The organism is Streptomyces sp. NBC_00631, from assembly GCF_045206895.1.
Lineage (GTDB): Bacteria > Actinomycetota > Actinomycetes > Streptomycetales > Streptomycetaceae > Streptomyces.
Map to the genome: position 1 here is coordinate 7,173,496 of NZ_CP107734.1, position 12,562 is coordinate 7,186,057.

Annotated in this window: 14 protein-coding genes; 8 read left to right on the forward strand and 6 right to left on the reverse strand. The window is 72.5% G+C overall.

Translation table 11 applies throughout. The annotated features are described in order from the left end of the window. Both OHB00_RS33115 and OHB00_RS33120 read left to right on the forward strand, forming a co-directional pair. Positions 1-1,200, forward strand: a complete 1,200-nt coding sequence (locus OHB00_RS33115; protein ID WP_406446096.1) for a sensor histidine kinase — start codon at positions 1-3, stop codon at positions 1,198-1,200. After that, positions 1,197-1,811, forward strand: coding sequence for a response regulator transcription factor (locus tag OHB00_RS33120; RefSeq protein WP_406440231.1), 615 nt, complete (start codon positions 1,197-1,199; stop codon positions 1,809-1,811). The genes OHB00_RS33115 and OHB00_RS33120 overlap by 4 nt, the downstream gene beginning before the upstream one ends. Positions 1,812-2,023: 212 nt before the next feature. On the opposite strand, the gene OHB00_RS33125 is transcribed toward OHB00_RS33120, so the two are convergent. Further along, entirely contained in the window at positions 2,024-2,887 is an 864-nt protein-coding gene (locus tag OHB00_RS33125; RefSeq protein WP_406440233.1) for a transglutaminase-like domain-containing protein, read from the reverse strand. 50 nt (positions 2,888-2,937) lie between these two features. Next, positions 2,938-3,951, reverse strand: a complete 1,014-nt coding sequence (locus OHB00_RS33130) for a GNAT family N-acetyltransferase (protein WP_406440235.1) — start codon at positions 3,949-3,951, stop codon at positions 2,938-2,940. Positions 3,952-4,091: 140 nt separating this feature from the next. Here OHB00_RS33130 and fdxA point away from each other — a divergent pair, with 140 nt between their 5' ends. Together fdxA and OHB00_RS33140 are read left to right on the forward strand one after the other, a co-directional pair. Continuing rightward, a complete protein-coding gene (fdxA, locus tag OHB00_RS33135; protein ID WP_089098949.1) occupies positions 4,092-4,412 on the forward strand; it encodes a ferredoxin in 321 nt (106 codons plus the stop codon). Positions 4,413-4,541: 129 nt separating this feature from the next. Then, the gene (locus OHB00_RS33140) at positions 4,542-5,636 is read left to right on the forward strand and encodes a bifunctional succinyldiaminopimelate transaminase/glutamate-prephenate aminotransferase (protein ID WP_406440237.1); all 1,095 of its coding nucleotides are present in this window, start codon (positions 4,542-4,544) and stop codon (positions 5,634-5,636) included. Positions 5,637-5,769: 133 nt separating this feature from the next. On the opposite strand, the gene OHB00_RS33145 is transcribed toward OHB00_RS33140, so the two are convergent. Continuing rightward, positions 5,770-6,201 (reverse strand): ATP-binding protein, encoded by a 432-nt coding sequence (locus tag OHB00_RS33145; RefSeq protein ID WP_406440239.1) that lies wholly within the window; start codon positions 6,199-6,201, stop codon positions 5,770-5,772. 271 nt (positions 6,202-6,472) lie between these two features. Further along, complete coding sequence (locus OHB00_RS33150; RefSeq protein WP_406440241.1) at positions 6,473-7,468, reverse strand: heavy metal transporter; 996 nt, start codon at positions 7,466-7,468, stop codon at positions 6,473-6,475. Between the two features lie 93 nt (positions 7,469-7,561). Here OHB00_RS33150 and dapE point away from each other — a divergent pair, with 93 nt between their 5' ends. Together dapE and OHB00_RS33160 are read left to right on the forward strand one after the other, a co-directional pair. Next, positions 7,562-8,641, forward strand: coding sequence for a succinyl-diaminopimelate desuccinylase (dapE, locus tag OHB00_RS33155; protein WP_406440243.1), 1,080 nt, complete (start codon positions 7,562-7,564; stop codon positions 8,639-8,641). Between the two features lie 104 nt (positions 8,642-8,745). After that, complete coding sequence (locus OHB00_RS33160; RefSeq protein WP_406440245.1) at positions 8,746-9,504, forward strand: TIGR00730 family Rossman fold protein; 759 nt, start codon at positions 8,746-8,748, stop codon at positions 9,502-9,504. A gap of 113 nt (positions 9,505-9,617) precedes the next feature. Here OHB00_RS33160 and folP read toward each other — a convergent pair whose 3' ends face one another. After that, positions 9,618-10,478 (reverse strand): dihydropteroate synthase, encoded by an 861-nt coding sequence (gene folP, locus OHB00_RS33165; protein WP_406440246.1) that lies wholly within the window; start codon positions 10,476-10,478, stop codon positions 9,618-9,620. 161 nt (positions 10,479-10,639) lie between these two features. Between folP and OHB00_RS33170 the strand changes: the two genes are divergently transcribed. Next, positions 10,640-10,999, forward strand: a complete 360-nt coding sequence (locus OHB00_RS33170) for a DivIVA domain-containing protein (protein ID WP_406440248.1) — start codon at positions 10,640-10,642, stop codon at positions 10,997-10,999. 14 nt (positions 11,000-11,013) lie between these two features. Next, positions 11,014-11,601 (forward strand): DNA-3-methyladenine glycosylase I, encoded by a 588-nt coding sequence (locus OHB00_RS33175; RefSeq protein WP_406446098.1) that lies wholly within the window; start codon positions 11,014-11,016, stop codon positions 11,599-11,601. Positions 11,602-11,680: 79 nt separating this feature from the next. On the opposite strand, the gene OHB00_RS33180 is transcribed toward OHB00_RS33175, so the two are convergent. Next, positions 11,681-12,484 carry an enoyl-CoA hydratase/isomerase family protein gene (locus tag OHB00_RS33180; protein ID WP_406440250.1) on the reverse strand — a complete coding sequence of 268 codons (804 nt, stop codon included), beginning with the start codon at positions 12,482-12,484 and terminating at the stop codon, positions 11,681-11,683. Positions 12,485-12,562 lie beyond the last annotated feature (78 nt).

The following is a 12,562-nucleotide window of genomic DNA, read 5'->3' on the forward strand; positions in this document are numbered from 1 at the left end:
ATGACGGAAGACCTGCGGCCCGACGAGGAAGCACGGGCGGACCGGCTGGTGCGCATCGGCCGGCCGCCCCGCAACCGGGGCGAGGCGCTGCGCAAGCTGGTGTGGGTCCTGCCCTGGCTGGTCTTTCTGGCCTCCCCGGTCGGCGACCTGACCGCCGGCCACCACACCACCGGTGCCACGGTGGCCGGCTGGGCCGGCCTGGCGGCCTTCGTCGGGATCTACCTGACCATCGTCTTCCGCCAGATGGGCCGGCCGTTCCGCGGCGGGATCGTCAGCGTCGCGGTCGCCGTGCAGTGGGTGCTCGCGGTCGTCCTCGCCTTCAGCCTCGGCAGCTCCTGGCTCGGCCTGTTCGTGTACGTCTCCGTGATGTGCGGGGTCACCTTCCCGCTGCGCGTCGCCTACTGGACGATCCCCGCCACCACGGCCGCCATGATGCTGGCGGGGTGGCACGCCCGCGACCTGGACGAGGCCTGGGGCCTGTTCCTGGTGGTGCTCCTGGTCGGCTACTCCATGACCGGCATCCGGCAACTCGTCGCCACCACTGTCGAGTTGCGCAAGGCCAGGGCCACCGTCGCCCAACTGGCCGCGAACGAGGAGCGGTTGCGGCTCGCCCGCGACCTGCACGACCTGCTGGGCCATTCGCTCTCCCTGATCACGCTGAAGAGCGAGCTGGCGGGCCGGATGCTCCCGGACCACCCCGACAAGGCGGCTCAGCAGGTCTCCGACATCGAACAGGTCAGCCGCCAGGCCCTGGTGGACGTCCGGGAGGCGGTCACCGGCTACCGGCGGCCCCGGCTCGCCGCCGAACTCGCGGGCGCCCAGGTGGCCCTGACCGCCGCCGCGGTCACCGCCGAGGTCCCGGCCGACCCCGACCTCGCCGGCGTGTCCGACGACGGCGAGGCGGCCCTCGCGTGGGCGCTGCGGGAGGCGATCACCAACGTCGTGCGGCACAGCGGGGCCGGCGTCTGCACGGTGGAGCTGCTGCGCCGTCAGACCCTGGACGGGCCGGTCCTCGAACTCGCCGTCGAGGACAACGGTTCGGGCGGCTCCGGCAAGGGCCCCGGCAACGGGCTCACCGGGCTCACCGAGCGCCTGGAGAAGGCGGGCGGCACGCTGGAGGCGGGTCGTGTGAAGCGTGGTTTCCGGCTGGTCGCCCGGGTCCCGCTCGGCTCCGGCGTGGCCGTAGGATCCGGGGCATGAGCAGCACGATCAAGGTCCTCCTCGCCGAGGACCAGTCGATGGTCCGTGAGGCGCTGGCCGCCCTGCTGGGCCTGGAGGACGACATCGAGGTCGTGGCCCAGGTCGCGCGCGGCGACGAGGTGCTGGCCGCGGCTCGGGCGAACGCCGTCGACGTGGCCCTGCTCGACATCGAGATGCCGGGCTGCACGGGCATCGAGGCGGCGGCGCAGCTCCACAAGGCGCTGCCCGCCGTGAAGCTGGTCGTCCTCACCACCTTCGGCCGCCCCGGCTATCTGCGCAGCGCGATGGAGGCGGGTGCCGACGCCTTCCTCGTCAAGGACGCCCCCGCCGCCCAGCTCGCCGAGGCCGTCCGCAAGGTCCTCGCCGGCGAACGCGTCATCGACCCCACCCTCGCGGCAGCCGCTCTCGCCGAGGGCGCCAACCCCCTCACCGACCGCGAGCGCGAGGTCCTGCGCGCGGCAGCCGACGGCTCGACGAACGCGGAGCTGGCGGCAGCACTGCACCTCTCCCAGGGGACGGTCCGCAACTACCTCTCGACGGCCATCCAGAAGCTCGCGGTACGCAACAGGGCGGAAGCGGTGCGGATCGCGCGGGAGAAGGGCTGGCTGTAGCCGGTCAGGAGGTGCGGCCGGCCGGACACCGCCGGACCACGCCGGCTCGGCTGATCGGCGTCGCGGCGGACCGGAGAGCCCGGCGGTGCCCTGCAGGCCCCGGCCCCGGCAGCCGCCCCGGGGGGGGCGCGGGGAACCGCGCGACGAGCCCCCACACAGCCGCGGCCGCCCATGCACCGCCATCGCTACGGCGAACCGGCTCACGAACTGCCTCAGTTGAGACGGGCCCGCGCCGCGCGAGCCTCCCCCCGGACCTTCTCCGCCGCACCTTCGTCGACCACGTCGATCAGCTCGGCGTACTCCTCCAACTCCTCGGCCCCGTCGACGAAGTCACCCCGCTCGACCAGCAACCGTGCCCGCTCGTACCGCAGTCGGGCGGGATGCGACGGCAGCAGCAGGGACAGGTCCACCGCCCACAGGCCCACATCCGACCGTTCCGGACGAGCCGCCGCCCACGACCGCACGTTGTTGAGAATCCGCCGTACGACGTCCAGGGGATCCGCCGGTTCCAGCATCGCCGGCTCCAGCGGCACCCCGGCCGCCCCCACCACCAGCAGCTCGGCGTCCGCCCCGGTCAGCACCCGCCCGCCGTCGAACGGGTCGGCCAGCACCTGCTCCTCCGCCGTCCCGAACCCGACCACGAAGTGTCCCGGCAGCGCGACCCCGTACACCGGCGCCCCCGCCCGCCGCGTGACCTCCAGCCACACCACGGACAGCAGGATCGGCAGCCCGCGCCGGCGCCGCAGCACCTCGTGCAGCAGCGAGGACTCCAGCCGCTGGTAGTCCGCGGCGGCCCCCCGGAACCCGAACCGTTCGCCCAGCAGCCGGTGCGCCGCCGTCGCCCAGGCGTGCGGCCCGCCCGGCCGGTACGGCAGCTGCCCGGCCAGCCGGTCCAGGCCCATCTGCGCCGCGTCGATCCCGGCCTCGTCCAGCGAGCCGTCCGCCACCGCGCCCAGCAGCAGGCACAGCGTCGCCAGGTCGGGCCGCTCGGACCGCGCCTCCTCGGCGAACCGCCGCCGTACCTCGGCGGCGCGACCCGACGACGGCGGACGTGGATGCGGCTGAGCGGAAGCCATAGCTGTTTCGTGCCCCTTCGGAATGATCGGTACCGCCTCGGCTCCCGGATTCAGGAGCCGTCCGCCTCCGGTGCCCGGTAGTGGTGGTACGCGTGATGCGCCGCGAAGCCCAGCCGCCGGTAGAGCGCCCGCGCCCCCTCGTTGCCGGTCTCCACCTGGAGCCAGGCCGCCGACGCGCCCTCCTCCAGCGCCCGCCGCGCGAGCGCGGCCATGACCTCGGTGGCCAGCCCCCGCCGCCGCAGCCCCGGATCCACCTCGACGGCGGCGAACCCGGCCCACCGGCCGTCCACCACCAGCCGCCCGATGGCCGCGGGGGTGGCTCCCGAGGGCTCGCCGGGCACGGTCGCGAACCACACCGACGGCCCTCCCCCCAGCACCTTGAGCGCGATCTCGCTCACGCCCTTGCGCTGGTACCGCGCCAGCCAGTCCTCGCCCGCCTCCCGGGAGAGCACCACCCCGGCCCCCGCCGCCCGGTCCGCCACCGGCGCCAGCCCCCCGGTCCACAGCTCCGAGCTCACCTCACGCACCCATCCGCGCCGCTCCAGCTCCGCGCACAACGGCTCCTGCGTGCCCTCGGCGCCGGTCGCGGTCTGCACGTAGGCGGGCAGCCCCCGTGCGCCGTACCACCGCCGTACGGCCGTCAGCGCCGCGTCCAGCGGCAGCCCGGGATCACCGAGCGGCAGAACGCTGTTCGCCCGCCGGGTGAACCCGGCGGCCGCCCGCAACTCCCACTCGCCGAGCCGCTCGCTCTCCACCGGCCGCCAGCCGCGCGACGCGACCCGCGCGAGTTCCGGGTACGAGGCCGCGGGCCCCCGCCGACGTGCCGGAGCGGCCGGCACCACCTTCGCCGCCACCAGCGTGGACTCCGGTATCCGGACGATCTCCCCGTCCCGCCGTGTGATCGTCAGCATGCCGTCGTCGTCCCATGATGTGAGAACACCCACCGTGTCGGTGAACTTCTCCGCGCCGACACCATTTCCGGTCAAACGGCGCACCGATACTCGTTTACCCACGTCAGCAGTGGTGATACGGACCTCGAAGCGTCCTGCGGCCGAGATTTCCACTGGTCAGTTCACCCCTCCTGTTCGGATCATGCCCAGGAACGGAGATACTAGGGGCGGGCATCGACGACGCCGCGCCCCCGCGCGCCAGGCGGCGGAGCCTACGGAGGCCCGCCAGCGCCCAATCGAGGAGGAACGACAGCGTGACCTACGTCATCGCGCAGCCTTGTGTCGACGTGAAGGACAAGGCGTGCATCGAAGAGTGCCCGGTCGACTGCATCTACGAGGGCCAGCGGTCCTTGTACATCCACCCGGACGAATGCGTCGACTGCGGAGCCTGTGAGCCGGTCTGCCCGGTCGAGGCGATCTTCTACGAGGACGACACCCCGGAGGAGTGGAAGGACTACTACAAGGCCAACGTCGAGTTCTTCGACGACCTCGGCTCCCCGGGCGGCGCCAGCAAGCTGGGCCTGATCGAGCGGGACCACCCGTTCATCGCCGCGCTGCCCCCGCAGGCCGAGTAGTCCGCACCGGCGGCCCGCCGCACCACCGTGCCGCCTCGGTCCCGTACGGCCTGATCACGCCCGATCGGCGCCGTACGGGGCCGAGGCGTTTGCCGTACCGGTCGTACCGAAGAAAGTGAGCAAGCAACCGTGTCCGCAGTCTCCGACCGTCTGCCCACCTTTCCCTGGGACAAGCTGGAACCGTACAAGAAGACGGCAGCGGCGCACCCGGACGGCATCGTCGACCTGTCGGTCGGCACCCCGGTGGACCCGGTCCCCGACCTGATCCAGAAGGCCCTGATCGACGCGGCCGACTCGCCCGGCTACCCCACGGTCTGGGGCACCCCGGCGCTGCGCGACGCGATCACCGGCTGGGTCACGCGCCGCCTCGGCGCCCGGGACGTCACCCACCGCCACGTCCTGCCTATCGTCGGCTCCAAGGAACTCGTCGCCTGGCTCCCCACCCAGCTCGGCCTCGGCCCCGGTGACCGGGTCGCCCACCCGCGCCTCGCCTACCCCACCTACGAGGTCGGCGCCCGCCTCGCCCGCGCCGGCCACGAGGTCTACGACGACCCGCGCGACCTGGACCCGGCCGGCCTGAAGCTGCTCTGGCTGAACTCCCCGTCCAACCCGACCGGCAAGGTCCTGTCGAAGCGGGAACTCACGGAGATCGTCGCGTGGGCCCGCGCCAACGGCGTCCTGCTCTTCTCCGACGAGTGCTACCTGGAACTCGGCTGGGAGGCCGACCCGGTCTCGGTCCTGCACCCGGACGTCAACGGCGGCTCGTACGACGGCATCGTGGCCGTCCACTCCCTCTCCAAGCGATCCAACCTCGCCGGTTACCGCGCGGCCTTCCTGGCCGGCGATCCAGCGGTGCTCGGCCCCCTCCTGGAGATCCGCAAGCACGGCGGCATGATGACGTCGGCCCCGACCCAGGCGGCCGTGGTGGCGGCCCTCTCCGACGACACCCACGTCCACGAGCAGCGAGAGCGCTACGCAGCCCGGCGCGGCCTCCTGCGCGAGGCCCTCCTCTCCCACGGCTTCCGCATCGAGCACAGCGAGGCAAGCCTCTACCTGTGGGCGACAAGGGACGAGTCCTGCTGGCAGACGGTGTCCCACCTGGCGGACCTGGGCATCCTGGTGGCCCCCGGCGACTTCTACGGCGCGGCGGGCGAGAACTTCGTACGCGTGGCACTCACGGCGACGGACGAGCGGGTGCGGGCGGCGGTGGAGAGGCTCGCCTGAAACGCGCCTCAGCTGGAGCGCCCCTTCAGGGGCGCGGGGAACTGCGCGAACGACCCCCACAACCCGCAGCCGAAGCACAACGGAAGGGACCCAGGGAAAACCCCGGGTCCCTTTCAGCTGCCGGTCAGGCAAGTCACCCCAGCGGCAGACCCTTGACGGGCAGGCCCCCCTTGGCGAGCCCACCCGTCGGCAGCCCACCCTTCGTCGCGGTGGACGCCGTGTCACCCAGCAGCCCACCGGCGGAGCCCGCCGCGTCGCCCGCGGTGTGCTGCACCACCGGCGCCGCCTTCTTGGCGGTCTTGCCGCCGGTCTTGCCCGCGGCCGGCACCGCCGACTCGACGGCCTTGCCGCCGGTGTGGCCCACAGCCCCGGTGACGGTCTGCGCCGCACCGTCGGCGGTGTTGCCGACGTTCGCCCCGTCCAGGGCGGTCAGGCCGCCCAGGTTCGGGGTGGCCGGCAGGCTCGGGGCCGCGCCGGCGGAGCCGGCCGCACCGACCCCGGCAGCCGCCCCCGCTGCGACGAGCAGCGCGGCACGGGCGATCCGGCGGGTCAGAGGGAGGGACATGGTGCTCCATTCGACGGGAGGGAACGTGATCGCCGTGACTACCGCTCGAAGGCCGCGAAGGTTGCGGAGGCCCAAGGTAAAGAATTGATAACGCATCGCATTATCGGGTGTGGATAAAAACGGGCAAACGGTCTCCTGTCGAAGGCGCCGCGGAATCCTTACGTCCCAGCGCTCCCAAGGGATTTCACGCATGCGCGAGTGACCGTGCGAAAACGTGAGCACACCGCGCACGCCTCGCGTCCCGGCTGACCCGCCGGAGGGAATCCCCGAACTACTGCCCGGTCACGATCCGCACCGAGCCCGCGGACTGCTCCGCGCCGCCCGCGCCCTGCGCGCCGGACGCCGGCTGCCACTGGCTGTCCGTGCTGCCGGCGTCCCACTCCCGGCCCGCGTACGACACCCGCTGGATGTGCAGCGCCGACGAGTTGGCCACCGCCCAGTGCGCCAGCTGCCAGCCGCGCTCGCTCTCGGTGCGCCCCGACTTGTCGGTCTTCTTCCCCTCCGGCACCGGCACGGTCACGGTCCGCCCGTGCGCCGTGGCGGTCACGCTGGGAGTGGGAGTCGGCGCGGCCGACCGGCTCACCTCGGCGCCGGCCTCCTCGACCGCATCCCGCCCGAAGTCCCGTACCAGCGCGGTCCGTACCGCGTCCGGGCCCGTCGCCGCCGCCTCGGTGGTGGCCGCCGGGCGCCCGTCGCACGTCAGCGTGGCCGCCGCCTGCCCGGTCAGGGCCGCCGCGAGCAGCGTGGCGTCGGTCTCGTGCTTGGCGTACGCCTCCGGGTAACCGCTGCGCTGCACGCGCTGCGCGGCCACCGTCAGCGGCAGGGTCTCGTAGTCGCGCACCTTGGCCAGATGGGCGTAGAACATGCCCGCCGCGTAGGCCGGGTCCAGGATCTGCTTCGGGGTGCCCCAGCCCTGCGAGGACCGCTGCTGGAACAGGCCGAGGGAATCCCGGTCGCCATGCTTGATGTTGAGCAGCCCGGACTCCTGGATCGCGGTGGCCAGGGCGATGGCCACCGCCCGCTCGGGCATCCCACGGCCGGTGCCGACGGCGGCGATCGTCGCGGCGTTCACCGCCTGCTCGGGCGTGAACTGGTACGACTCGTCGTCGCTTCGGCCCGAGACGACCTTGCAGCCCTCGGCGCCACCGCCGCCGGTGACGTACTGGACGACGAGATAGGCCGCGACGGCGCACAGAATGAGCAGGCCCGACACGAAACGCAGGACACGGCCGCGACGCGTGGGGCGGATGGGGGACGGCTCTGGCACGCGTACAACATACTGGAGAGTACGAGCCGCCCACCCCCGGGTGCGAAAGCCCGTGAACCCGCCCGCGGGATCGCGCGCGCTAGGGTCGAGGTCATGGCCGACACCTCGCTTGACCTCACGCTGGACGCCGCCGCGCTCACCGCGCAGCTCGTCGACTTCCCCTCCGAGAGCGGCACCGAGAAGCCCCTCGCGGACGCGGTCGAGAGCGCGCTGCGCGCCCTCCCGCACCTGACGGTCGACCGGTACGGCAACAACGTGATCGCCCGGACGAACCTCGGCCGCCCCGAACGTGTGATCCTGGCCGGTCACATCGACACCGTCCCCATCGCGGAGAACGTGCCCTCCCGCCTCGACGCGGACGGCGTGCTGTGGGGCTGCGGCACCTGCGACATGAAGTCGGGCGTCGCCGTCCAGCTGCGCATCGCGGCCACCGTCCCGGCCCCCAACCGCGACCTGACCTTCGTCTTCTACGACAACGAGGAGGTCGCCGCCGACCTCAACGGCCTCAAGCACGTCGCCGAGGCCCGCCCCGAATGGCTGGCCGGCGACTTCGCGGTGCTGCTGGAACCCTCGAACGGCGAGGTCGAGGGCGGCTGCCAGGGCACCCTGCGCGTCCTTCTGAAGACCTCGGGCGAGCGAGCCCACTCTGCACGCTCCTGGATGGGTTCCAACGCCATCCACGCGGCCGCCCCGATCCTCGCCCGCCTCGCCGCCTACGAGCCCCGCTACCCGGTCATCGACGGCCTGGAGTACCGCGAGGGCCTCAACGCGGTCGGCATCTCGGGCGGGGTCGCCGGCAACGTCATCCCCGACGCCTGCGTGGTCACCGTCAACTTCCGGTACGCACCGGACCGCTCCGAGGCCGAGGCCGTCGCCCACGTCCGCGAGGTCTTCGCCGACTGCGGGGTCGAGGAGTTCGTGGTCGACGACCACAGCCCCGGCGCGCTGCCCGGCCTCTCCCACCCGGCCGCGGCCGCCTTCATCGAGGCCGTCGGCGGCACCCCGATGCCCAAGTACGGCTGGACCGACGTCTCCCGCTTCTCGTCCCTCGGCGTCCCCGCGGTCAACTACGGCCCCGGCAACCCGCACTTGGCGCACAAGCGGGACGAAAGGGTGGAAACCGGAAAGATCCTGGCGGGCGAGGAACGGCTGCGCAACTGGCTGACCAGCTGAGCCGCACGACGGCGCTTCGCGCCCGACATGCCGACGTCCCGCGCCTGTAACCCGCTCCGATCTAGGCTGAAGCAGATACACCTGCAAGCGGAGGGAGCGCTTATATGCCTACCGGGAACCCCGAGGGGAAGAAGGTGCCGCCGGACGAGCAGCGCCTGGGACCGGTCCTCCGACGGCGCGGCCAGGTGACCGCCAGCACGACGGACCAGCGCCTCCTGGACGCGGGCGGCCCGTCCGACTGGGTCCACACGGACCCCTGGCGGGTGCTGCGCATCCAGTCGGAGTTCATCGAGGGCTTCGGCACGCTCGCCGAACTGCCGCCCGCCATCAGCGTGTTCGGGTCGGCTCGGACACCGGTGGACTCGCCCGAGTACGAGGCGGGCGTGAAGCTGGGCCGCGGCCTGGTCGAGGCCGGCTGGGCGGTCATCACCGGCGGCGGGCCCGGCGCCATGGAGGCGGCGAACAAGGGCGCCCTCGAAGCGAGCGGCGTCTCGGTCGGCCTCGGCATCGAGCTCCCCTTCGAACAGGGCCTCAACCCGTACGTCGACATCGGCCTCAACTTCCGCTACTTCTTCGTGCGGAAGATGATGTTCGTCAAGTACGCACAGGGCTTCGTGGTCCTGCCCGGCGGCCTCGGCACCCTCGACGAACTCTTCGAGGCCCTCACCCTCGTCCAGACCCAGAAGGTCACCCGTTTCCCGATCGTCCTGTTCGGCAGCGCCTACTGGGGCGGCCTCGTGGACTGGCTCAAGAACACCCTGGTAGCCCAGGGCAAGGCCGCCGAGAAGGACCTCCTCCTCTTCCACGTCACGGACGACGTGGAGGAGGCAGTGGGCCTGGTCTCGAAGGAAGCGGCCCGCTAGGACCGCCGGTCGCCCGCCCATCCACGGCTGTCGGACGCCCGCTTCTCAGGAAGCCGAGTCGGATGGTGGGTGGGCGACGGATTCGGGGGTCCGGGGGCGGAGCCCCCAGGGCGCTACGCCAGCCCCCGCCGGGACACCGCCGGAGGGCGGTGGCCGGCGATCGACGCCACCATGTCCAGGACCTGCCGCGTCTCGGCCACCTCATGGACCCGGTACACCTGCGCCCCCAGCCACGCGGACACCGCCGTCGTCGCCAGCGTGCCGATCACCCGCTCCTTCAGCGGCCGGTCCAGCGTCTCGCCCACGAAGTCCTTGTTGGACAGGGAGACCAGCACCGGCCACCCCGTCTCCACCATCTCCCCGAGCCGCCGCGTCGCCTCCAGACTGTGCCGGGTGTTCTTGCCGAAGTCGTGCCCCGGATCGATCAGCACCGACTCCCGCGGCACCCCCAGCGCCACGGCCCGCTCGGCCAGTCCCAGGGTCACCCGCAGAATGTCGGCCACGACATCGTCGTACGACACCCGGTGCGGCCGTGTCCGGGGCTCGGCCCCGCCCGCGTGCGTGCACACCAGCCCGACCCGGTACCGCGCCGCGACCTCCGCCAGCCCCGGATCGACCCCGCCCCAGGCGTCGTTCAGCAGATCCGCCCCGGCCTCGCAGGCGGCCTCCCCGACCGACGCCCGCCAGGTGTCCACGCTGATCACGACGTCCGGGAAACGCCTGCGCACCTCCGCGACGAACCCGACGATGCGCCGCGCCTCCTCCTCGGCGGTGACCTCCTCGCCCGGTCCGGCCTTCACCCCGCCGATGTCGATGATCGCGGCCCCCTCGACGACCGCCTGCTCCACGCGCGCGAGGGCCGGCTCGTCGCGGAAGGTCGCCCCCTGGTCGTAGAAGGAGTCCGGCGTCCGGTTCACGATGGCCATGATCACCGGTTCGTTCGGCCCGAATTCCCGCCTGCCCAGCCTGAGCATCGCCTGTGACCTCTCGTAGTAATTCCCTCGGTACGACCGCCTGCGACCCTAACTGTCAGACTCGCATGGCACGATCGGACACAGACACATTCGACACCGAGCACACTGAGCACAACGAGTGCTGCTGCACCGAGCTTCACCGAGCCTGGGGGCCCACCGCGATGGTTATGTTCCTGTTCCTCGTCGTCGCGCTCGCGGTCGTGGTCGCCGCGGTCACCCTCTCCGTGGTGAGCGGCGGCGAGAGCGGACCGCTGCCCGAGGTGGCGCCCGAGCGGTTCCAGGACCCGCTGCCCCCGGACCGCCCGGTGAACCGCGCGGACGTGGAGAGCATCCGCTTCCCGCTCGTCCCGCGCGGCTACCGCATGGCGGACGTCGACGACGCGCTCAGCCGCCTCGGCGCCGAGCTCGCGGAGCGCGACGCCCGGATCGCCGACCTGGAGTCCGCGCTGGCCGGCGCCCAGGCCGCACCCCACACCCCGCACACCTCGCTCGACAAGCCCGAGCCGGAGGACCGGCGATGAGCGACATCACCGACGTGGTCGCCGGAGCCGCGGTGGCCGGGCCGGACGGCAGACTGCGCTGCCCCTGGGCCCTGTCCACCGAGGACTACGTGTCGTACCACGACGAGGAGTGGGGCCGCCCGGTCCACGGCGACGACGCCCTCTACGAACGCCTCAGCCTGGAGGCCTTCCAGTCCGGCCTCTCCTGGATCACGATCCTGCGCCGCCGCCCCGGCTTCCGGGCCGCCTTCGCCGGCTTCCACATCGAGAAGGTGGCCGCGTTCACGGACGAGGACCGCGAACGCCTGCTGGCCGACCCCGGCATCATCCGCAACCGGTCCAAGATCGACGCGACGATGGCCAACGCGAAGGTCCTGGCCGAGTGGGGACAGGGCGAGCTGGACGAACTGATCTGGTCGCACGCCCCGAAGCCGGGCACGTACCCCGCGCCGAAGACCATCGCCGACGTCCCTCCGGTGACCCCGGAGTCGACGGCCCTGTCCAAGGCCCTCAAGAAGCGCGGCCTGCGCTTCATCGGCCCGACGACGGCATACGCCCTGATGCAGGCCTGCGGCCTGGTCAACGACCACCTGGAAGCATGCGTGGCGAGGAGCGCCCCTTAGGGGCGCGGGGCCGCATCGATTTGCGGCTTCGCCGCGCGGGCGCGAGAAGCCCCGCGCACCCGCAGTTCCCCACAACGGGTCACCGCCCCAGGTACTTCGGCTTCTCCTTGTTCACGAAGGCCTGCACGGCGATCGCGTGATCTTCGGCGGCCCCGGCCCGAGTCTGCAGCTCGTCCTCCTTGTCCAGCGTCTCGTCGAGGGAGTGCGTGAGCCCGTAAGCCACCGCCTCCTTCAGCGCCGCATAGGCCACCGTCGGCCCCTCCGCCAGCTTCCGCGCGACCTTCTCGCCCTCGGCCCGCAGCTCGGCCGACGGCACGACCTTGTTCGCGATGCCCAGCTCGAACGCGTCCTGCGCGCTGATGCTCCGGGGGAAGAGCAGCAGGTCGGCGGCGCGCCCCGGCCCCACCACCCGCGGCAGCGTCCACGACACCCCGGAGTCCGCGGTCAGCGCCACCCCCGCGAACGAGGTGTTGAAAGCGGCCGTGTCGGCCACCACCCGGTAGTCCGCGGCGAGCGCGAAACCGAGACCGGCGCCGGCGGCGACCCCGTTCACGGCGGCGACCACCGGCTTCGGCGCCGACACCAACGCCCGCACGATCGGGTTGTAGTGCTCCCGCACCGTCGTCATCGTCTGCCCCGCCCCGGTCTCCCGGTCGGACGCGAGCAGCGTGATGTGCTCCTTGAGGTCCTGGCCCACGCAGAACGCCCGGTCCCCGGCGGCGGTCAGCAGGATCGCGCGGACAGCCGTGTCGGCCGCCGCTTCCCGCGCGGCCTCCCGAAGTGCCACCTTCGTCGCGATGTTCAGCGCGTTCATCGCCCCGGGGCGGTTCAGCGTGATCGTCGCGAGCCCGTCGCTCACCTCGTAGAGCACGGTGTCGGTCATGGTGCGTCCCCTCCGTCGTCTCCGTCGTCGCGGCTGACGTACCGCTCAGTACGTCGTTGTCCGAAGGACAGCATGGCG